Annotated in this window: 20 protein-coding genes; 6 read left to right on the plus strand and 14 right to left on the minus strand. The window is 48.2% G+C overall.

Annotated elements, in window-relative coordinates:
* The first annotated feature begins 85 nt into the window (after positions 1-85).
* Positions 86-1,801: a proline--tRNA ligase gene (locus AKJ31_RS09510; protein WP_053408860.1), complete on the plus strand. Its 1,716-nt coding sequence runs from the start codon at positions 86-88 to the stop codon at positions 1,799-1,801.
* A 98-nt stretch (positions 1,802-1,899) separates the two neighbouring features.
* Here the strand turns inward: AKJ31_RS09510 and AKJ31_RS09515 are convergent, their stop codons facing one another.
* Both AKJ31_RS09515 and lpcA read right to left on the minus strand, forming a co-directional pair.
* Entirely contained in the window at positions 1,900-2,745 is an 846-nt protein-coding gene (locus tag AKJ31_RS09515; RefSeq protein WP_053408861.1) for a class II glutamine amidotransferase, read from the minus strand.
* Between the two features lie 85 nt (positions 2,746-2,830).
* Entirely contained in the window at positions 2,831-3,409 is a 579-nt protein-coding gene (gene lpcA / locus AKJ31_RS09520) for a D-sedoheptulose 7-phosphate isomerase (RefSeq protein ID WP_053408862.1), read from the minus strand.
* Positions 3,410-3,714: 305 nt separating this feature from the next.
* Between lpcA and fadE the strand changes: the two genes are divergently transcribed.
* On the plus strand, positions 3,715-6,168 hold the full coding sequence (gene fadE, locus AKJ31_RS09525) for an acyl-CoA dehydrogenase FadE (protein ID WP_053408863.1): 2,454 nt from the start codon (positions 3,715-3,717) through the stop codon (positions 6,166-6,168).
* A 53-nt stretch (positions 6,169-6,221) separates the two neighbouring features.
* Here the strand turns inward: fadE and AKJ31_RS09530 are convergent, their stop codons facing one another.
* From AKJ31_RS09530 to dnaQ, 8 genes are all read right to left on the minus strand, one after another.
* The gene (locus AKJ31_RS09530) at positions 6,222-7,712 is read right to left on the minus strand and encodes a CoA-acylating methylmalonate-semialdehyde dehydrogenase (protein WP_053408864.1); all 1,491 of its coding nucleotides are present in this window, start codon (positions 7,710-7,712) and stop codon (positions 6,222-6,224) included.
* Complete coding sequence (aptA, locus tag AKJ31_RS09535; RefSeq protein WP_053408865.1) at positions 7,709-9,052, minus strand: omega-aminotransferase AptA; 1,344 nt, start codon at positions 9,050-9,052, stop codon at positions 7,709-7,711. The genes AKJ31_RS09530 and aptA overlap by 4 nt, the downstream gene beginning before the upstream one ends.
* Before the next feature lie 175 nt (positions 9,053-9,227).
* Positions 9,228-10,412, minus strand: a complete 1,185-nt coding sequence (locus AKJ31_RS09540) for an MFS transporter (RefSeq protein ID WP_053408866.1) — start codon at positions 10,410-10,412, stop codon at positions 9,228-9,230.
* 75 nt (positions 10,413-10,487) lie between these two features.
* Positions 10,488-11,636: a DmpA family aminopeptidase gene (locus AKJ31_RS09545; protein ID WP_053408867.1), complete on the minus strand. Its 1,149-nt coding sequence runs from the start codon at positions 11,634-11,636 to the stop codon at positions 10,488-10,490.
* Positions 11,637-11,776: 140 nt separating this feature from the next.
* A complete protein-coding gene (locus AKJ31_RS09550) occupies positions 11,777-12,802 on the minus strand; it encodes a helix-turn-helix domain-containing protein (RefSeq protein WP_053408868.1) in 1,026 nt (341 codons plus the stop codon).
* A 73-nt stretch (positions 12,803-12,875) separates the two neighbouring features.
* Positions 12,876-13,772 carry a LysR family transcriptional regulator gene (locus tag AKJ31_RS09555; RefSeq protein ID WP_053408869.1) on the minus strand — a complete coding sequence of 299 codons (897 nt, stop codon included), beginning with the start codon at positions 13,770-13,772 and terminating at the stop codon, positions 12,876-12,878.
* A gap of 126 nt (positions 13,773-13,898) precedes the next feature.
* Positions 13,899-15,149 (minus strand): TIGR03503 family protein, encoded by a 1,251-nt coding sequence (locus AKJ31_RS09560; protein WP_053408870.1) that lies wholly within the window; start codon positions 15,147-15,149, stop codon positions 13,899-13,901.
* An 8-nt stretch (positions 15,150-15,157) separates the two neighbouring features.
* Positions 15,158-15,901 (minus strand): DNA polymerase III subunit epsilon, encoded by a 744-nt coding sequence (dnaQ, locus tag AKJ31_RS09565; RefSeq protein ID WP_053408871.1) that lies wholly within the window; start codon positions 15,899-15,901, stop codon positions 15,158-15,160.
* 56 nt (positions 15,902-15,957) lie between these two features.
* Here dnaQ and rnhA point away from each other — a divergent pair, with 56 nt between their 5' ends.
* Complete coding sequence (gene rnhA / locus AKJ31_RS09570; RefSeq protein WP_053408872.1) at positions 15,958-16,422, plus strand: ribonuclease HI; 465 nt, start codon at positions 15,958-15,960, stop codon at positions 16,420-16,422.
* 4 nt (positions 16,423-16,426) lie between these two features.
* Here rnhA and AKJ31_RS09575 read toward each other — a convergent pair whose 3' ends face one another.
* The gene (locus AKJ31_RS09575) at positions 16,427-17,158 is read right to left on the minus strand and encodes a methyltransferase domain-containing protein (RefSeq protein ID WP_053408873.1); all 732 of its coding nucleotides are present in this window, start codon (positions 17,156-17,158) and stop codon (positions 16,427-16,429) included.
* Between the two features lie 39 nt (positions 17,159-17,197).
* Here AKJ31_RS09575 and gloB point away from each other — a divergent pair, with 39 nt between their 5' ends.
* The 3 genes from gloB to AKJ31_RS09590 all read left to right on the plus strand — a co-directional run bounded on the left by gloB (position 17,198) and on the right by AKJ31_RS09590 (position 20,275).
* Entirely contained in the window at positions 17,198-17,956 is a 759-nt protein-coding gene (gloB, locus tag AKJ31_RS09580; RefSeq protein ID WP_053408874.1) for a hydroxyacylglutathione hydrolase, read from the plus strand.
* Between the two features lie 70 nt (positions 17,957-18,026).
* On the plus strand, positions 18,027-19,592 hold the full coding sequence (locus tag AKJ31_RS09585) for a lytic transglycosylase (protein ID WP_053408875.1): 1,566 nt from the start codon (positions 18,027-18,029) through the stop codon (positions 19,590-19,592).
* Complete coding sequence (locus AKJ31_RS09590) at positions 19,589-20,275, plus strand: YIP1 family protein (protein ID WP_053408876.1); 687 nt, start codon at positions 19,589-19,591, stop codon at positions 20,273-20,275. Before AKJ31_RS09585 ends, AKJ31_RS09590 begins: the two co-directional genes overlap by 4 nt.
* Here AKJ31_RS09590 and AKJ31_RS09595 read toward each other — a convergent pair.
* The 3 genes from AKJ31_RS09595 to AKJ31_RS09605 form a co-directional block, all read right to left on the minus strand.
* The gene (locus AKJ31_RS09595) at positions 20,272-21,126 is read right to left on the minus strand and encodes an endonuclease/exonuclease/phosphatase family protein (RefSeq protein WP_053408877.1); all 855 of its coding nucleotides are present in this window, start codon (positions 21,124-21,126) and stop codon (positions 20,272-20,274) included. The two genes, AKJ31_RS09590 and AKJ31_RS09595, sit on opposite strands and share 4 nt — an antisense overlap.
* A gap of 52 nt (positions 21,127-21,178) precedes the next feature.
* Positions 21,179-21,517: a nitrogen regulatory protein P-II gene (gene glnB, locus AKJ31_RS09600; RefSeq protein WP_053396781.1), complete on the minus strand. Its 339-nt coding sequence runs from the start codon at positions 21,515-21,517 to the stop codon at positions 21,179-21,181.
* Positions 21,518-21,623: 106 nt separating this feature from the next.
* Positions 21,624-21,938, minus strand: a complete 315-nt coding sequence (locus AKJ31_RS09605) for a c-type cytochrome (protein WP_053408878.1) — start codon at positions 21,936-21,938, stop codon at positions 21,624-21,626.
* Positions 21,939-22,001: the final 63 nt, after the last annotated feature.

Raw genomic sequence — 22,001 nt, forward strand, 5'->3', positions numbered from 1 at the left:
GCTTAACTTTATCCCCACTCTTGGGGCTTTCAGTCTTGGGTTATGTTCAACTCAAGTATTTAACTTTAATAAACGGATAGAATTAATGCGTACCAGTAATTATCTTCTTTCTACTCTGAAGGAGACTCCAAACGACGCAGAAGTAGTGAGCCACCAGCTCATGCTACGTGCAGGTATGATCCGTAAGCTGGCTTCAGGTCTATACACCTGGCTACCTACTGGTCTACGTGTGCTGCGTAAAGTCGAAAACATCGTTCGTCAAGAGATCGACAATGCAGGTGCAATCGAAACTTTGATGCCCGTTGTTCAGCCGTTTGAACTTTGGGAAGAGACAGGCCGCAGTGAAAAAATGGGTCCTGAACTACTTCGCTTTACTGACCGTCATGTTCGTCCGTTTGTTCTTAGCCCGACCGCTGAAGAAGTGATCACCAGCTTAGTTCGTAACGAAGTAAGCTCATACAAGCAGCTTCCTCTGAACCTGTACCAAATCCAGACTAAATTCCGTGACGAACGTCGTCCTCGCTTTGGCGTAATGCGTTCTCGTGAATTCTCGATGATGGATGCGTACAGCTTCGACATCGACAAAGATGGCCTACAGAAGTCATACGACGCAATGCACGATGCATACTGCCGCGCGTTTGACCGTATGGGTCTGGATTACCGTCCAGTACTTGCTGATAGCGGCGCTATCGGTGGTAGCGGCTCTCAAGAGTTCCACGTACTTGCAGAAAGCGGCGAAGACCTAATTGCGTTCTCAACCGAGTCAGACTACGCAGCGAACATCGAAAAAGCAGAAGCAGTCGCTCTTGCTGACGCGGCGCCAGCGCCAACTCAAGAGATGACGCTGGTTGATACGCCAAACGCGAAAACTATCGCGGAACTGGTTGAGCAACACGGTCTAGCAATCGAAAAAACAGTTAAGACATTGTTTGTTAAAGCGTCTGACGAAGTCGATGCGCCAATCATCGCTCTGATCGTTCGTGGCGATCACGAATTGAACGAAGTGAAAGCAGAAAACCTTCCACAAGTAGCAGCTCCACTGGAAATGGCTACAGAAGAAGAGATTCGCGCACTGATCGGTGCTGGCCCTGGTTCACTCGGCCCTGTTGGTCTTGAGCTACCGTTCATCGTTGACCGCAGCGTAGCGGTAATGAGTGACTTTGGCGCAGGTGCAAACGTTGATGGTAAACACTACTTCGGTATTAACTGGGGTCGTGACGTAGAGCTTGGTCAAGTTGAAGACCTGCGCAACGTGGTTGAAGGCGACCCGAGCCCATGTGGCAAAGGGACTATCCTACTTAAACGCGGTATCGAAGTTGGCCATATCTTCCAGCTTGGTAAAAACTACTCTGAGAAGATGAACTGTGGCGTGCTTGGTCCTGACGGTAAGAACGTGATTCTAGAGATGGGTTGTTACGGTATCGGTATCACTCGTGTGGTAGCGGCTGCGATTGAACAGAACCACGACAAGTACGGCATCATTTGGCCAGACGCGTTGGCGCCGTTCCAAGTGGCTATCGTACCGATGAACATGCACAAGTCAGAAGAAGTGAAAGAAGCAGCTGAGAAGCTGTACGCTGAACTGACCGCTATGGGTATCGAAGTACTGTTTGATGACCGTAAAGAACGCCCAGGCGTAATGTTCTCTGATATGGAACTGCTTGGTGTACCACACACTGTCATCATCGGTGACCGTTCGATGAAAGAAGGTAACTTCGAGTACAAGAACCGTCGTACTGGTGAGAAAGAAGCCGTTGCGATGGCTGACATCGTAGAGCACATCAAAGCTCAGATGGCTTAATCACCTTATAGTGAATAAAGAAAAGGTTGATGCTCATGCATCAACCTTTTTTATTTGTATTCAATTTACACGCCACCAAGACTTAGCTCAACAGAGCATTACTCTAACGGCTCCGTCGGTGCTTGGCTCTCTACTTTCTTAGGCGCATAGGCGACATCTGCCAACTCTGCAGCGTTGCCATCAATCAGCTCACCAAAATGGAAGATACCAAACTCACCCGGCTTCATTCGATGCCAATTCTCGTTGTCAGTTAACGGCTGAGTCGCGATCACCGACACAATATCGTTCGGTGTGGTTTCTTCTTGGAAGTTGATCGTCACGTCTTCATCGATCAAGGTTGCTTTACCAAATGGCGCACGACGAGTGATCCAATAAAGGTGATTGGTACAGAAAGTCATCACGTATTCGCCGTCAGAAAGCAGCATGTTAAATACGCCTTTCTCTTTCAGCATTTCACAGCATTGCGCGACAAAACGAAACACACCCACCATATCCTGAGGAGGTTCTGGGTAGCGGTCTTCCATTTGCTTTAACAACCAACAAAAGGACAGTTCGCTGTCGGTTTGCCCAACCGGACGATGTCGACCTGTGGCTAAACTCTGGTAGTCAGTGAGTTGACCATTGTGGGCAAACGTCCAGTAACGTCCCCATAGCTCACGGGTAAATGGGTGCGTATTTTCTAGGTTCACACCGCCACGGTTTGCCTGACGAATATGACTCACCACCGCACGACTTTTGATCGGGTAGTTCTGCACCAGTTCAGCGATTTTCGACTGGCAACTCGGGTTAGGATCTTTAAAAGTACGGAAGCCTTTTCCTTCGTAAAACGTAATCCCCCAGCCGTCTCGGTGAGGTCCAGTTTTACCACCACGTTGCATCAGACCTGTAAAACTAAAACAGATATCTGTCGGCACATTCGCGCTCATTCCGAGCAATTCACACATGGTTTAAGCAACTCCCTGACTACGACTATCGCAGCTACAAAGCACCCGACGTTCGAGTGCTTCACCGCGATAAAATGAAGAAGATTTACTTCTCCATCTCCTTTTCAATTAACTGAATAATAATATGGATGATTTTGATGTGGATCTCTTGGATACGATCCGCGTAACCAAAGTGAGGTACACGAATTTCGATATCTGCCAGACCCGCCATTTTGCCGCCGTCTTTACCGGTTAGGGCAATACTCTTCATGCCTTTCGCTTTTGCAGCGTCAATCGCTTTCAGGATGTTGCCTGAGTTACCAGAGGTAGACAGACCAAACAACACATCACCTTGAGAGCCTACGGCTTCTACGTAGCGAGAAAATACGTGGTCGTAACCAAAATCATTACTCACACAAGATAGGTGGCTAGGGTCAGAGATCGCGATACCAGGGAAGCCTGGGCGATTTTCACGGTAACGGCCAGTCAACTCTTCTGCAAAGTGCATCGCGTCACAGTGAGAACCACCGTTACCACAAGATAGAACTTTACCGCCCTGTTTAAATGAGTCGGCAATCATTTTCGCCGCTGACTCGATTTGCGCGATGTTGTTTTCATCGCTCAAGAATTTGTTCAATACGTCCGCAGCTTCAAGTAACTCGCTTTTAATCAGATCCTGGTACATAGGGTATCTCTAATTATTGTGTATTTAATATGGGAGCGATTCGCATCCCAACCTTATTTGATGAGTTTACTCAAACATTTGCCACTGTCGATAGATCACGGGAAACAATTGCAGCTTTCTTGCACTTCAACGCTCACAAAATCGGCACCGCCATCGCGTTTTAGAACTTTCACTCTACTTAGATCACTTTTTAGACAAGAATGGGTTTTACATTTTATTAATATTTTGATTACACTTAACTGGTAAGACCTCTTACTTAAAACACGGTGCAATCCAAAAACAAAGCGCCGAATAAGGAAAAAGATATGGATATTTTGCTCTCTATACTCGGGTTTGCTGCAGTTTTGGCGACATGCCTTTACCACAGAACCTCGTTGTTTACTTCTGTTGCTGCCTTGACCGCGACCATGGTCGTACTCTCATTGATTGGAACGGCTGGCTCGGTCGGTTGGCTGTTGTATATCGCTGCGGTCATTGTGCTGGGCGTACCTTCAATTCGCCAATCACTGATCAGTAAAAAAGCGCTGAGCCTGTTTAAGAAAGTCTTACCTGCGATGTCGCAGACCGAAAAAGAAGCGCTTGACGCGGGTACTGTGTGGTGGGAAGCCGAGCTATTTAAAGGCAAACCAGATTGGAACAAACTCCACAGCATCAAAGCGCCAACGCTAAGCGCTGAAGAGCAAGCGTTTCTGGACGGTCCGGTGAACGAAGTCTGTGCGATGGTCAACGACTACCATGTGACCCATGAACTGGCAGACTTACCACCAGAAGTGTGGCAATACCTTAAAGAGCATAAGTTCTTCGCCATGATCATCAAAAAGAAATACGGTGGTCTGGAGTTCTCGGCATACGCGCAATCACTCGTTCTACAAAAGTTAACTGGCGTTTCAGGTGTGCTTTCTTCAACCGTGGGTGTACCAAACTCTCTTGGCCCTGGTGAACTGCTGCAACACTACGGTACAGACGATCAAAAGAACCATTACTTGCCTCGCTTAGCAGAAGGTAAAGAGATCCCATGTTTTGCTTTAACCAGCCCAGAAGCTGGCTCTGACGCGGGTTCTATCCCAGATTTCGGTGTAGTATGCAAAGGTAAGTGGAAAGGTAAAGAAGTGCTAGGGATGCGCTTAACCTGGAACAAACGTTACATCACGCTAGCGCCTGTCGCGACAGTACTTGGCCTTGCATTTAAACTGCGTGACCCTGACGGTTTATTAGGTGATAAAGAAGACATCGGCATTACTTGTGCGCTGATCCCGACTGACCTAAAAGGCGTTGAGATTGGTAACCGCCATTTCCCATTAAACGTCCCGTTCCAAAACGGTCCGACCCGCGCGAACGATCTATTTGTACCGCTTGATTTTATCATCGGTGGTCCAAAGATGGCTGGCCAAGGCTGGCGTATGCTGGTGGAATGTCTGTCGGTTGGTCGTGGTATCACCCTACCATCCAACTCTACGGGCGGAATCAAAACTGCGGCTCTAGCCACTGGTGCATACGCTCGTATCCGCCGTCAGTTCAAACAACCTATCGGCCACATGGAAGGTGTAGAAGAACCTTTGGCGCGCTTGGGTGGTAACGCTTATGTAATGGATGCAGCCAGCAATCTAACCGTTGCAGGTATCGACCTTGGTGAGAAACCGTCTGTTATCTCGGCGATTGTGAAGTACCACTGTACTCACCGTGGTCAGCAAAGCATTATCGATGCGATGGATATTGTCGGCGGTAAAGGTATCTGCCTTGGTCCATCTAACTTTTTGGCTCGTGGCTATCAAGGCGCACCGATTGCGGTCACCGTTGAAGGCGCAAACATCTTAACCCGTTCAATGATCATCTTTGGTCAAGGGGCTATCCGCTGCCATCCTTACGTGTTGGAAGAAATGAACGCAGCCTACTCTGATTCATCGGATGCCTTAGATAAGTTCGATAGCGCGCTCGCAGGTCACGTTAGCTTCACGATGAGCAACCTAGTCCGTAGCTTCTGGTTAGGTCTGACAGACGGTCGCTTCTCCGATACACCAGTCAAAGACTCGACGGCTCGCTACTACCAACAGTTGAATCGCTACAGCGCAAACATCGCGTTCCTAGCTGATATTTCAATGGCAGTATTGGGCGGCTCGTTAAAACGTAAAGAACGTTTATCAGCGCGTCTCGGTGACATCCTAAGTCAGCTATACATGAGCTCAGCTACACTAAAACGCTTTGAAAGCGAAGGTCGAATCGCCGAAGATTTGCCATTGGTACACTGGGGTCTACAAGACAGCCTAAAACAAACTGAGTTGGCAATTGATGAGTTTTTGGCAAACTTCCCGAACAAATGGTTGGGTAAAGCGTTAAGAGTACTGATCCTGCCATTCGGTCGTATTCGTCAGGCTCCAAGTGACAAACTGGATAGCCAAGTGGCGCGTATTCTCCAAACACCGTCAGCAACTCGCTCTCGTATCGGCCGTAACCAATACATGACAGCCAGTGCATTTAACCCAGCAGGTAAGATTGAACAGGCGCTGGAAGTGATCCTTGAGGCGGAACCTGTGTTCGATAAGGTATGCAAAGAACTTGGTCAGAGACGTCCATTCTTACGCTTAGACGCAATTGCAGAGTTAGGTTTGGAAAAAGGCATTATTAATGACAAAGAAGCCGCATTGCTGAAAGATGCCGAAGCACATCGTCTGTACGTGATTAATGTTGATGATTTTGCGCCCGAGGAATTGGCAGCAAAGCCACTACATGAACCAACACCAAAGATGGAAGAAGTCGCGTAACTGACTGAATAAAAACCAAGGGCTGCAATCGCAGCCCTTTTTGTTTGTCTAAATTAACTTGGGAACGCGAACTGTGTCCCTTCTCGCACTCCAGCGGAAAACCATCGCTGAGTTACGGTTTTTCTTCGAGTGTAAAAACGCACACCGTCTGGTCCATACGCAGAAAGGTCACCGAACAGCGAACGCTTCCAACCACCAAAACTATGATAAGACACAGGTACAGGTAGCGGTACATTGATCCCCACCATACCCACTTCGATGTTGTCGGCAAAGTAGCGCGCAGCTTCACCGTCTCGGGTAAAGATACAAGTGCCGTTTCCGTATTCATGGTCGTTGATCAGTTGCATCGCTTGCTGCATTGAATCAACCCGCATCACTTGTAGCACCGGGCCAAAGATCTCTTCTTGGTAGCTCGTCATCTCCGATGTGACCTTATCAATCAGTGTGCCGCCGACAAAGTAACCCGACTCATAGCCAGGCACGGCAATATCTCGACCATCGACCACAATCTCTGCACCTTGAAGCTGCGCGCTGGCTATGTAATTACACACTTTGTCTTGGTGCTGTTTAGTAACTAGCGGGCCAAAATCATTCTCGCTATCAAGGCAAGAGCCCACTTTCAGTTTTGCCATTTCGGTTTTAAGTCGGTCGATAAGAGCATCCGCCGTTTTATCACCAATCGCCACTACAACCGACAACGCCATACAACGCTCTCCCGCGGAACCAAACGCAGCACCAAGTAGTTGATTGACCGTACTGTCTAAGTCCGCATCTGGCATTACGATGGCGTGGTTTTTTGCACCACCCAGCGCTTGGCAACGTTTGCCATTGTCTGACGCTTTGCGGTAAATGCTCTCTGCAATCGCAGTCGAGCCGACAAAACTTACTGCTTTGACGCGTTTGTCTTCTAATAGTGTATCCACCGCCTCTTTGTCACCATTGACGATGTTAAACACACCCTCTGGTAGACCCGATTGAGACAATAAATCCGCTAAGAATAAGGTTGAACTCGGGTCACGTTCTGACGGTTTCAGCACGAAAGTGTTGCCGCATGCAATTGCCAGCGGGAACATCCACATCGGAACCATAACTGGGAAGTTAAATGGGGTGATACCTGCCACAACACCAAGGGGTTGGAAATCACTCCAAGAATCGATATCAGGTCCCACATTTTTGCTGTACTCGCCCTTGAGTGCATCCGCGACACCACATGCGTACTCGATGTTTTCAAGCCCACGCTGAATTTCACCTTTCGCATCGCTGACCGTTTTACCGTGTTCTTCCCCAATCAAACGAGCCAGTTTATCTTGGTTGATTTCAACCAGCTGTTTGAACTGAAACATCACTCTGGCGCGCTTACTCGGCGGTGTACGTTTCCAGCTTTCAAATGCTTGCTGCGCGGCGGAGATCGCGTCTTCAACCGTCTTTCGGTCAGCCAGTTGTACGCGGCGAATCACTTCGCCTAACGCAGGGTTGAATACGTCCTGATCGCGTCCATCCGTTGATACATGTTGCCCATTAATCCAATGCCCGATTGATTTCATTTTTCGTCCTTACTTTGTTCTGCTAACGCTTCTCCAAGCGCATTAATCATTAGGTCCAACTCGTTTTCTGTCGTTCTAAATGGAATTCCCATCTGAATCGTATCGCCGCCATAACGCACGTAAAAACCTTTATCCCAACACGCCATTGCAACGCGATACGGGTTAAGCAAAGGCTGCCCTTCCACCGAGTGAAGGGTTAAGCCTGCAGCGAGACCAAAGTTGCGGATATCGGCGACCACGTCGCAACTACGTAAACTATGCACTTTGCTTTCAAACACAGGTGTTAAGTCTCGCACCTGCGCCAATACGCCTTCGTCTTGCATAACGTCTAAGGTTGCAAGCGCGGCGGCACAGGCAATGGGATGTGCTGAATAGGTATAGCCGTGGGGTAATTCAAGCAAGTAGTGCGCGCCACCTGTATCCATAAAGGTGTCATAGATCTCTTGCTTGGCGATCACTGCGCCCATCGGTACCACGCCATTGGTGATTTGTTTGGCTATAGTCATCAGATCCGGCGTTACGCCAAATAGCTCTGCGGCGCTGTAACTGCCCATACGACCAAATCCCGTGATCACCTCATCGAAAATCAACAGGATTTCATGTTGGTTACAAATCTCTCTTAGTCGTTTCAGGTAACCAACCGGTGGAGGAATGACGCCAGCGCTGCCCGCGACAGGTTCAACAATGACCGCCGCAATGTTGTCAGCGCCGTGGAGCAATACTTTTTGTTCCAGTTCATTCGCAAGTTCAGCCCCTTGTTCGGGTAAACCACGCGAAAACAGGTTGTCTTCCAGTAAGGTATGCGCAAGGTGGTCACTGGCGATGCCTTCTCCATAGAGGGCACGGTTTGCGCCAATACCACCGACGCTAATGCCACCAAAGTTCACGCCGTGATAGCCTTTGGCTCGGCCGATTAACTTGGTTTTGCTGCCTTTTCCGCGCTTTTTCCAATAGGCACGCGCGATTTTCAGCGCTGAGTCCACTGACTCAGAACCTGACCCTGTAAAAAATACGCGGTTTAAACCTTCCGGCATCAACGATGCGATACGTTCTGCCAGCTCAAATGACTTAGGGTGACCAAACTGAAACGCTGGCGAGTAATCAAGGGTACGCGCTTGTTCACTAACGGCTTGCGCGATCTTGGGATGACAATGCCCCAACCCGCAGGTCCATAAACCCGATAAGCCATCAAAAATCTGACGACCTTGATGATCCGTGTAGTAGTGCCCCTCTGCTGACTCAATGATCCGTGGAGACTGCTTAAACTCACGGTTTGCAGTAAATGGCATCCAGTGAGCCGCTAACTGTTCGCTGGAAATAGGAGGGTGTTGAAAGTCCATGTTCTGTGCCTACTCGTCAATGTACTAATGAATTTTTAGAGTAGACAAAGGAATACATCGGTTAAATATTGAATTATTTAAGTTCAGTTAACCATTTAGTTACCTAAAACCATCCGTAGAGCAAAACGAAAACGCCCTCTCGAAAGAGGGCGTTTATGCGAGGTTTTCTGTAAGGTTATTGCGTCAACGCATTGGCCGTTACTGAGCGCCTTCTAAACAGGGGTATCACGCTAAATGCAGCCAGTATCAAAGCAACAATCGCTATCGCATTCACAACCGTTAAACCGAATTCTGGCAGTAGCACGCCCACGATCAAAGGCCCAACCGTTAACCCCATTCCAAGCGCAGGAATACTCAACGCAACGGCTCGCCCGGAAGGGTCCACATCCGCCGCCACCGCAAACAAGTAAGGCGCACAATAATTCCAAAGGAAGTTGAATATCGACGCGAGATACAAGAATGTCATCGGTGCTATCTCACCATGTAGAACCACCACCACGCCAATTTGAACCAATATCGTCAGTAAGATAGGGATCGCCCGACCCAACTTATCGGCTTGAATCACCGCGCAAGCCGCCCCAGCTAACCCCGTCAGGCCAATGATACCTAGCAGTTCACCAATTTCACTGCCTGAGATGCCACCTTGTTCGGCAATGATTTCTAAAAATGCCCATACTGCGTTTTCTGCCGAGTAGAAGAAAAACATCGTCAGCGCCGATAAAACAATAACCGTGCTGCCCCACTTAGGTGGTGCGGAAGATTCGCCATCACCCGGGCGTGTAATTTCAATTCGCTCACCACAAAATGGAACAGAGAAAAACAACAAGACGCAGAGCGCTGAAAGCACGTAAAACACCACATCAACGCTGCCTAACGCCGCGATAATATCGGGAAACAAATAGATGCCCAACGCACTGAATGAGAGTTGTGCAAATAGTAGATAGGCAAACGCACGCTCACTGTTTTGAGCACGGCTAAGCGCAACATTGATGATAGCCGCTAAGCTGCCGCTACCAAGTCCGCAAATCACTCGCACCCACATCAACAGGTCGTAACTTGCGAGGATATTCGATGACAAATAAGCGCTCGACAAGTTACCCACAATAATCGCACTCAGAGATAAGTAAACGATGCTCTGCCAGCGAAGGTGCTTAAGACACAATGTGGCCAATAAGCCACCGACGGCGAAGCCACCGAGCTCCGCGGAGAGAAGAAATCCCGCCTTTTCGACTTCGACTCCTATTTCAACCAATCCCCCGACAAACACAGGAGCAATTAAGAAAACAAACGCCGGCAATATACCGGCACACGCCGTTAACATGACCGATAACGAGTTGGGATAGTGTTCTGATTTGTACATGATGGTCCCTCTTCAATCCTTTGTAATGAGCAGCGAAGCGTCAAACTCGCCAAAACCTTCTGGCGATAAAACTCGTTAAGCCGAGACGCGATGATGTTTTTTCAGCAGTGTAATCAGCGTATGGTGGTCTATCGCATCAAACATCAATCCTTTTGGCTTGACGCTTGGCGTCGATTGCGCCGCAATCATCGCATTGAGGATCGCCTCTTCGACTGCCTGAACCGTTGCGCTGTAGATCTCATCAAGATAATGTTCGTTGAGGTGTTGAATGGTCTGAACCGGACTGCCCGCTTTACCGCAACTGAACGGCATGCCATTGTCGTTGGCAGTAGAGAATGCCAAGAAGATATCTCCCGAATAATGACCACCTGAAGTACCGGTGCGGCCAAGTCCTATTGCTGCTCGTTTGGCTAAGCTCTGCAATTGTAGCGGTAGCAAAGGCGCATCGGTGGCAATAGTCACGACGATCGAGCCTGTATCTCTGGCGTCGTGGTTCATTGCAGCGACAATCGGACGGTTGTCGTTCATGTATTGGCCTACAGGCACACCCGCAACATTCAGTTCATGGCGTAAACCGAAGTTGGATTGCACGAACACGCCGACAACAAACTCGTTATCGGGAATGTTCACCACACGAGACGCGGTCCCCGAACCACCTTTAAACTCGTAAGTTTGCATCCCAGTGCCGCCACCAACGTTGCCCTCTTCAATCGCTCCCGATTGCGCATTATCCAGCGCATGCAGTACATGCTCTTCACCCACTACCTGCTTGGTTATGTCATTCATAAACCCATCGTAAGTTTCCGCCACAACCGGCATTGCCCAAGCATGACCATGTTTAAAATGGGCATCATACGTGTCTAGCATCCACTTGGTGGTCGCGTGATGGACCATACCGACAGAATGGGTATTGGTAATACAAACAGGGCCAAGAAAATAGCCAGCTTCGTTAATCCAGTGCGTCCCTGTCATCTCACCGTTACCGTTAAGATCATATTGCCCCGCCCAAACCGGACTGGGTGTTTTGCACTTGCCACGCGGAAGAATCGCGGTGATCCCAGTACAGATATTGTTGTGTGGGTCGATTAAGGTCGAGTAACCCACTTCAACCCCTTTCACATCAGTGATGGCGTTAAAAGTGGCAGGTTCGCCTTCAAAGGGAATACCTAAGTCGCGGGCGCGGGGTTTGGTTTGTGGAGCAATGTAGGTGTCTGAAATAAGCATGGTTTTATCTCGATTTTATTATTAAACCATTAGTTACTTTTTATTTACAAATAACTAACATTTAACTCAAGATAAAACACTCAAATCAGGCTGTATTGACTTGAGGTGACAAACTTGTGTCACCTCAACGAGAAAAGACGCTAATCGCGCTCACCGAGTATGAACTCTCGATATTCTGACGGGCTTATCCCGTACCAACGTTTGAATGCACGCAAAAAAGCGGCAAGCTCTGAATAGCCAAGAGTTAGCGCGACTTCATTCATTGAGACAGACGTTTGATTCAAGAGCTGGCAAGCATAGTGTCGCCGCACATTGTCCAAAAGCTGAGAGAAGCTGACACTGTAATCGGCAAGACGGCGTTGGAGGGTTCGTCGGCTCATACACATCTGCTCTGCTACCTTGTCGATATTGCATTCATCATCCGATAGTAAACGGAAAATCGCCTCTTCCAACTGCTGAAAAAACGTCAGCGTTTCCGCCTGCTGGGCAATTTTCTCACTGAGGTTAGCATGCATAATGTCAAACAGGCGCGGGTCAGAGGTTGTGACTTGGGCGTGCAAGACATCCTTTTCGATGGTGATAAAGTTGTAGTCTTGATCTGTCACTACATTTACACCAGTTTTGTCCGCGATTGCTTGGCTGCGCTCGGCATGATTCAAACCAATCAGTATTGGCTTCCAACTCGAATCATGGAGCACTTGAATAAGGCGGATAAAAAACACCAAGGACATATGGGTGTCGTGGTGGCACGCAAGCGGACCTGATTCCACTTGGTAGCACAGATCAAAACAACCGGAGTGGTGTTGACTTGGCCTAATGAACACTTCGGTATGGCTCTGCACCAACAGAACATAATCGCATGCTACAGCAATCGCTTCTTGTAAGGTGGTGGAATTGACGATTGCATAACCAAGAATCCCCATATTACGAAAGTCAAAATCATCGTAGACCTCCCAAGCAAATTCAGGGTTGTTGGTATACAACTCAGCCTGATTTAAAAACTGGTAGAAATCACTGATATAGAGATAGTATTCATCATCAAGATACTGAACCGACTCACCAGGACAAGGTAAGTCCTTCTGGTTTTTGTCGCCATACTGGCTACGCAGATACGCCAGCACCTGATCCGAAAAAATACGCGATATTGTTCCTGAAACCGTGAACACTAGTCACTTCCTTGTTTAAGTCTTCTTTCCATCAAATCTACAAACCGCAATCAAAGCCAATACAGCTTTGTTCTCAACCGTTCAGCGACTGCAAAAAGGTTTCCAACACCAAGTTTGCTCGTCTTTCCTTCCTGGTGATGGAAACGAACTGTTGAGTATAGCCAAAACGTTTCGGGTCAACGGCTTGCATCGAGCCATCATCGACCCAGCGCTTTGCAAAGTGGTCTGGCAAATAGCCTAAGTACTGACCCGTAAGTAGTAAGAAGGCTATTCCTTCACGGTCGGTCGCACTCGCCGCCCCTTTCATATCCGCATACAAGGCGTGCACTTCTGGCGTTTGCGCATACGCGGGGATGACAACATCCCAGTCGCTCAAGCTTAGCTCTGCGTGATCACTGTTAAACAGCGGATGACCTTTACCGCAGTACATCAGCAACTTTTCGTCGTAGAGCGGTTCATAGGACAGTCCAGAAAGCGTACGAATTTTAGGAATCATGCCAACATGAAGTGTGCCGTCCAAGATGCCTTTCTCAACCTCATTCGGCGGAATCATGCGGATATTGATTTTGACGTCTGGCCCCGCTTCTTTAAGCGCAGCTAACGCATTGGTGATACGCATCTCAGACATGGAGACCATATTGTCGGTAATGCCGATATTGAGTTCACCGCTGAGGTTGGCATGCAGGGTATTTACCTGAGTTTTGAAGTTTTCCAGTGACGCCAGTAGCTGCAATACGTATTTGTAGACCTGTTGCCCTTCATCGGTCATCGAAAAACCAGAGCGCCCTCGATGGCACAGCTTTAATCCCAGTCTGACTTCTAAATCCGCCATCGCCGCACTGATCGCAGCGCGGCTAATATTCAAAGAGACTTCAGCTGCGGAAAAGCCTCCTGACTCAACCACCGTCTTAAATATCCTTAATAACCGCAAATCAATATCGCTTAACTGCCCTGTTATGCCTTTCTTCACCTGACGATCCCAATCCGTGAATCACAATTTCTGGATAGTCAGACTACGTCAATCATCGCAAAAAGAAAACGCCTTCAATCATGAAGGCGTTTGCTATAACAACGGAATGAATGCTTTTGAGCAAGGTTATTTCTTCGGTATTTCTAATTGCATTTCAGGTACTTCTTTCTTACGCGCTTTGAGCTTACGGGCAATAAACCATCCCACCAGCGCGAGTAGAATGACCACTAAGTTACCCACCGCAATCATGATCATGCTCTGAGTTTTCTGTTGCTCACGCATTTCAATCAACTGCTGTTCTTCCAACAGCTTTTGCTGCTTCATGCGTTCAATTTCTTGCAAACGGCGCGTTTCTGCGATGTCGAGTTCATCAACAACACTGTATGTATGTTGGTTTAGGTCAAACACCAACGGTCGACCTGAGCCCATTTCTGTCGCGTAGACTTCGCCCGTCCAAGCATAGTTACCCAACGCTTCAGAGTACGGAATGGTCAACTCCAGCTTATTGCTTTCTCTATCGGCAGCGCCCTGAACATCGACCGTTTTCTTATCTGGGTCAGTATGTTCAACTCGCGCCGCCAGTGAGCCCGGCATCACCATGCCTTGCTCTCCAGAGAAGACTACTTTGTGCGGTTGAGACGCGTCTCGAGATTGAATAAAGGTCGTTTCGATTGGCGACGGGTAGACCAAGACTTCTTGTTCTTCAGCGCGCAAGAACACGCCATTGCCAGACGTAATACGCACACGATATTTACCCGCAGCACTATTGATTGGCAACGCAACGGTAAAGACACCATCTCCCGCGACTTCGTCTAGAGCTTGACCGTCATCGGCAAACTCGCCAATTTCAACCGCAATCGGGCGCGCTTCTTTGGCTAGAGTGTCTTCGTCTTCGACAAATTTCGTGAAGGTAACTTTGAGTTTGACGCGGTCTAAAAAGTCCCGCAGCACTAGAGGTTGGTCATCGGAGGTGAGTCGCGCGGTAAATTTCAGTGACTCTCCCTGATACAAGCGAGCTGGCAGCTTCTCCGAAGAAAGCTTGAGATGAGAGATAAGTTTGATTTTGTTTTTTGGCGTTACGCTGCCGACCGCTTGCCACGGACCTGGCATCGGATTATCGATGGAAACGATATCCATTGACGACTCTTGATACCAACGCACGTTCTCTGGGCTACGCCACGCATAGTACTTTTTCCCGTCAGGTCTGACTAACACCACAGGTTTGCTCTCTTCTGCACGATAGATAACAAAAGTAATTTGCGTAATCGACGGATCGACGCGAAAACGGTTATCGAGCAAGCTCATTGTTGACTCTTGCGCTGCAAGGCCAGAAAAGCTCAACAACAACCCGAACGCGGCCAACCAAACTCTTAACATCCTATCTCCTACTGACGCCAGAGGCAGCTTCCGCTTTTCTCGACGATATCTAATCTACTCTGATGTGCATCTAGTTCATCGGCCGTTGCACGAATAACCTTTAGCGCTTTTCTTCCACCAGCAACGCGTTTTATTGATTCACCTCCCATTCCGCCGTCTTCAGAACTGCCTGCGTTAAATTGCAGTGAAGTCTGGCCACCTGTCATTAACAGGTAGACGTCGGCTAGGATCTCGGCATCGAGCAATGCCCCGTGGAGGGTACGGTGTGAGTTATCGATACCATAGCGTTCACACAACACGTCGAGGTTGTTTCGTTTGCCCGGGAAGATTTTCTTCGCCATGGCAAGGGTATCGGTCACCTTACAATAATCGTCGGTTTTACCAATCGATGGATCGAGCATACTAAACTCATGATCCATAAAGCCAGTATCGAAGGGCGCGTTATGGGCAACCAGTTCGGCACCTTTAATGAACTCTAAGAACTCAGCGTGTACGTCTCGATATTCAGGCTTATCAACCAAGAATTCGTCGGTAATACCGTGGACTTCTACCGCTTCTGACTGAATCTCGCGATCCGGTTTGATGTAAACGTGGAAGTGACGCCCGGTCAGTTTACGGTTGATGATCTCCACCGCACCGATTTCGATGATTCGGTGTCCCTGATAATGCGGGCCACCTTCGGTGTTCATACCGGTGGTCTCGGTATCGAGTACGATGATGCGATCGTATTTAGAATTGTTGCTGGTATTCATAACAATATATGTGTCAGACTATGCCAATAATATGCTTTAACCAATAGTATCAAATCATGACGAAACAGGTGGAAATTTTCACAGATGGTTCATGCTTAGGCAATCCTGGACCTGGTGGATACGGTATCGTGCTGCGCTACAAGCAAGTCGAGAAAACCCTTGCCAAAGGCTACACGCTAACCACCAACAATCGTATGGAAATGATGGCGACCATAGTCGCGCTGCAAACACTCAAAGAGCCATGCAACGTTATTTTGACCACCGATAGTCAATATGTCCGCCAAGGCATTACCCAGTGGATTCACAACTGGAAGAAACGTGACTGGAAAACCGCAGATAAAAAACCTGTGAAAAACGCGGACTTGTGGAAAGCGCTCGATGCAGAAACCCAACGTCACCAAATTGATTGGCGCTGGGTAAAAGGTCATGCGGGTCATCGTGAAAACGAAATGTGTGATGAGTTAGCAAGAGCCGCGGCGGAAAACCCGACCGAAGAAGATACGGGTTACATTCCTAACTAACCATTCACGACCGATTCGAGACTTTGTAATTGACGCCCAATGGCGTCAATTTTCGTTTTAGCTTCCAGTGCGGCTTAATCGGTTTCAACGGATAAGTGCGTTTGCGCGCGACAATAAAGTACAGGCTGCCCATCGGCGATGCCCAATCGCCTAAACTGTTTTCAAACCAAGTCCACATAGTGCGGTAACTCTGCATCGGAAACAGCGCGTAGCAATCACATTCCACCACTTGATAATTCAGCACTTCCAACCAGTCGCGAATGCGGGTCGGGGTAAACATTCGCCCACTCCACGGCAGGTTGTGCTTTCTCCACGGCATAAGACTCGCCAATCCAGTAAAGCTGATCGGGTTAAAACCGGTAATGATCAAATAGCCATCATCAATCATCACCCGGTCTACTTCGCGCAACACTCGATGTGGGTCATTGCAGTAATCGAGCTGGTGCGCTAGCACAACTGCGTCGAAGCTTTTTTCTAAAAAGGGCAAATCATAAGCATCTGCAATCACATTATGCAAAGGGTTCTGGATATCAAGGTTGACTTGATGTTGAATATTGCAAGCAAAGCTGGTTAACTCGCAGCTAAGTCCGCCGAGCTTAAGCATATGGTAGCCAAAAAGTTTCGGGCACCACTCGTCCATTCGGGTTTGAATTGATTCACTAACCCATTGGCCATTTTTTAGGTGAGACCAAGAATGAGGCATTTTGAGCTTTTTATTACTGCGCGCTGGTTTCATAAATAACCTGCCTCACTCTTGGTAACTGGAGAGATAACTATGTTAGATATCAAAAGCATACCTGCATTTAATGATAATTACATCTGGCTGATTCAAAATAGCGATCAGCGTTGTGCCGTTGTCGACCCAGGCGATGCTAAGCCCGTGTTGGAATACCTAGAACAACACGACCTAAGCTTAGAAGCTATCTTAATTACACACCACCACAATGACCATATCGGTGGTGTATCAGAATTGGTACGCCAGTACCCAAACGTCAGCGTCGTCGGCCCAGCCAACGAACCTGTACCGACTTTAACGCTCGCTGTCGAAGCAGGCGATCAGATCGAGCTGTTTGACGAAGTCTTTTTGGTCCTAGGATTGGAAGGCCATACCCTCGGCCATATCGGCTTTGTTGGCGACGGCAAAGTGTTCTGTGGTGATGTTCTTTTCTCCGCTGGTTGTGGGCGTGTATTCGAAGGCACGATGGAACAAATGCACACCTCTTTGGCCAAACTCGCTGCCCTGCCAGAAGAAACTGAGGTTTACTGCGCGCACGAGTACACTGCAAGTAACGTTGCGTTTGCCCTAGCAGTCGAGCCCGATAATGAGCAACTACAACAATATCGTGACGAGGTCAATCGCCTACGAGCGCAAAACCAACCGACCGTGCCTACCACGATTCGACGTGAGAAATGGATTAATCCTTTCTTACGTACCGATCAGCAAAGTGTGATGAGATCCGTTGCAAACCGTACGCTAGAGACGGATTCACTCGCGATTTTTACCGCGTTACGTGAGTGGAAGAACGAATTTTAACGATTTGCTGCTTGTCACTCTAATAGAGTCGAAAGTATTATCACCAGCCAAAGTAAAAAAGGGCTGTGTAATGCGAATGAAATACAGCTGGGTTTTAGCGCTTTTACTGACAGGTTGTCAGCTAACCCAGCCATCAGATTCTGGTGAAGCGACTTCACCAGACACCAACCAATCGACATCGGTGAAAGCGGTTGAGCCAAAGGCACAACCAGACGAGCAAGTCGAAGATAAGAAACCGATCGTCACTCCTCAATCTCAAGAAGATGTCTGGAAGCGTATCGCAATGCAGCTGCAAATGCCGATCCCAGACCATCGCACGGTTGATTACTACCGAACTTGGTATCTCAAGCATCCAGGTCATTTGCGCACAGTCTCACAGCGTGCAGAACCTTTCCTTTATTTGATCACGGAAAAAATCGAACAACGCGGACTACCGTTGGAGTTAGCCCTTCTTCCTGTCGTAGAAAGCTCGTTCGATGCGTTTGCTTATTCTCACGGCAGTGCCGCGGGGTTATGGCAATTCGTACCGGCAACAGGGAAAATGTACGGCCTAGAGCAGAATTTCTGGTATGACGGTCGTCGTGACGTCTCGGCAGCAACCGACGCCGCGCTGGATTACCTCACCTACCTCAACAAACGTTTTGACGGCGAATGGACACACGCTATTGCGGCGTACAACAGCGGTGGCGGTCGCGTATCACGTGCGATCCGACAAAACAAAAAACAGGGTAAACCCATCGACTTTTTCTCTTTGAACTTACCAAAAGAGACCAGTGGTTATGTACCGAAGCTACTAGCGCTGGCAGACATTATTGCCAACCAAGAAAAATACGGTATTGAAATCCCATCGATTGCCAACAAGCCCGTTGTGACATTAGTTGATCCAAAAGAGCAATTAGACCTAGCGATTGCCGCTCAATACGCCGGGATTTCGGTCAAAGAACTGCAGAGCCTTAACCCTGCTTACAACAAATGGTCAACTGCACCAGAAGGCCCCTACCAACTATTAGTTCCGACTCACACAGTAGCGAAATTCAACAGCCAGGTTGAAAAGAACCGTGGCAAAGGCATGAAACTGGTACGCTACAAAGTGAAGTCTGGTGATTCACTCAGCGTGATTGCTAACCGCTACAACACTTCGACCAAAGTGATCCAACGCGCGAACGGGATGAGCAACAGCACCATACGTGTCGGCCAACACCTGATGATTCCAGCCTCTGTCAAAGATGAAAAAGCGTACGAGCTGTCTGCGACTAACCGACTGGCGAAAACGCAATCCATCAGTCGAGGTAAGTACAAGCTCACTCACACAGTTCGCTCAGGTGACAGCTTGTGGAGCATCGCCAAAGCCAACAAGGTATCACACCGTTCTCTAGCCAAGTGGAATGGTATGGGACCAAGAGATACCCTACGTACCGGACAAAAGCTGGTGATCTGGAAAGATGGCTCTGATGGCGCAATCATTCGCACCGTCTACTACAAAGTCCGTTCTGGAGATACCATCAGCGGCATCGCGATGAAATTCAAAGTCAAATCCAGCGATATCGTCGCATGGAATGATCTGGCAAAGAGTAAGTACCTCAAGCCAGGACAAAAATTAAAACTGTACGTTGATGTAACCAAGGTGAGTGTATGACGCCGTCAAGTAACCCTTTAATTATGCTGGTGGATATTTTCCGCTCGCCAAGCGCGTGCTTTCTTGCGCTATACCAACGTGGAGCTTGGGGCTGGCAACCTTACGTCTTTTTGATTTTGTCACCGTTCCTGTTTTGGGGCGCCTACTTTGATATCGTCAATTTTGCGTGGTTGAAAGAAGGTCTATCGGCTCAGTTAGCAGCGACAAATCCGAAACAACTTGAATTGCTCGATGCGAACACGCTGATGGCGAGCGAAATCATTAGCGATGTTGCCGGACGTACGTTGACGATTCTAATGCTCGCGTTTTGGTTTAACTTAGCGACAAAACCAAGCCAACACCAACACGGTTTTTGGCGCTGGTTTGCCGCAGGCGCGGTGATCACTTTCCCTGCGATCATTGGTGATTTGGCGAGTTACGTCAGTGTGCTACTCAAGCACGGTCAAGTGATGGTGTACGCCGCAGACCTGAACAGTTTGAACGGTTTACTAAAACTGCCACTCACTAACGAATGGTCGCAGTTTGCTAGCTCATTCCCGCTACTACTGCCTTGGTACATTGCGCTAGGTTATGCAGCGGTTGGAACGTGGACTGAGTTTGAGCGCGGTCAAGCGCTGGTCATTTCAGCCCTACCTTGGCTGGCGTATTACGCGATATGGGCGTTATACATTCTCATCTTCTAATTGGTGGGAAGTAGCTCAAAGCTTACTAAAATAGGATTGTGGTCAGAGGCGTCAGAAAATGGCGCCTCTGCTGTTTTTAGCCTTAAGCCACGATAAAACACATGGTCGAGTGGCAAACCCGTTATAAACTGGGTGCGATGGTCTTCTTGGTACGTCACTTCATGCAGCCCGAGCTTATCCAGCGCCTGCTTCATAACTGCCAAACGTGACTCACTCCAACTATTAAAATCGCCAGCAACAATGATCGGTCCTTGATGTTCTAACAGTTCATCCACCAGCCGACTCAATTGCCTGAGATACTCCTCAGTTCCATAGGTAAAGTTCACAGCGTGGATATTGACCACCGCAAGTTCATCACCATCAGAGAGCGGATACGTCGCATAGAGCGCCGATTTCGGCAATCTTAACCAAGGCTCTAATTCGACAAAGGCGCACGCCAAATTTGGCGTATCTTGGGTCAAGTTCAACACCCCAGCGGTGGCATCAAACGCTTTAAATGCATCAACTTGATTGGCAAACCAGCCTTCGCGTTTAATCCACTGTTTTAACTCTGACGTCATGCTTGCTTCTTGCAATAGCGCGAGTTGAGCCTCGTCAGTCAAACGCGTCAACTCCACATCCCACTGGCTACGATTTTGTTTGTAAATGTTCCAGACCAAAAGATTAATGCTGCCCTGCTTATCTAGCACTTTGGCGCGCGGATTGACGTAGCATTGCGGTGAAAGCACCACACCGTCGTCAGAAACCGAAGAAAGTTGTGGCTGGTCTGGTAAGGTAAAAATCGCTTGGTAACCAGCAACCGCAATGACGGCGGAGAGTAATGGGATAGCGACAAGCAGTTTCTTCTTCATAGGCTCTAAAAGTAAAAAAAGAGCCTCGCGGCTCTTTTTAGGATGATAACGATTAAATTGCGTCTTCGTCTTCTTCACCAGTACGGATACGCACTACGCGCTCCACATCTGTGATGAAAATCTTGCCGTCACCGATCTTACCAGTTTGAGCGGTTTCAACGATAGTATCGACACACTGCTCAGCCACGTCATCAGTAACCACAATCTCTAACTTCACTTTTGGTAGAAAGTCGACCATGTATTCCGCACCACGGTAAAGCTCAGTGTGTCCTTTCTGACGACCGAAGCCTTTCACTTCAGATACTGTCATACCCGTGATACCTACTTCCGCCAATGCTTCACGAACGTCGTCTAACTTAAACGGTTTGATGATGGCTTCAATCTTCTTCATTGTTCATCCCTTAAACTTTTTGCGATTTCGCTTATTATCCCATGTTATTCAGGCAATAAAAAGCCCGAGCATGGAAGGCTCAGGCTTAATTAAACCGAATGTCTAATTACTTAAGGCTTGAGTAGTAAGCCGCTAGGTTGGCAATGTCCGCATCGTTAAGCATTGCAGCTTGTGCTTGCATGACTGCTGCAAGACCGCCGTTACGCTCTTTGTTTTTGTACGCTTTGATAGATGAAATGATGTATTGCTCATTCTGGCCTTTTAGATTTGGGTAGCCAGGAATCACTGCAATACCATCTGCGCCGTGACACGCTGCACACACTGCTGCTTTCGCTTGTCCAGCGGCTGCATCACCTGCCGCCAGTGTTTGACCAGCAAAAAGGCTCATTCCAAGTACCATTCCAATAGCGAGTTTTTTCATTGCTCTTCCTTATTGTTCCTAGGGTTACAAAACCCAATTTATTATAGGTGTTTTATTTATTAG

Source organism: Vibrio hepatarius (assembly GCF_001274785.1).
In the GTDB taxonomy this organism is placed as follows: domain Bacteria; phylum Pseudomonadota; class Gammaproteobacteria; order Enterobacterales; family Vibrionaceae; genus Vibrio; species Vibrio hepatarius.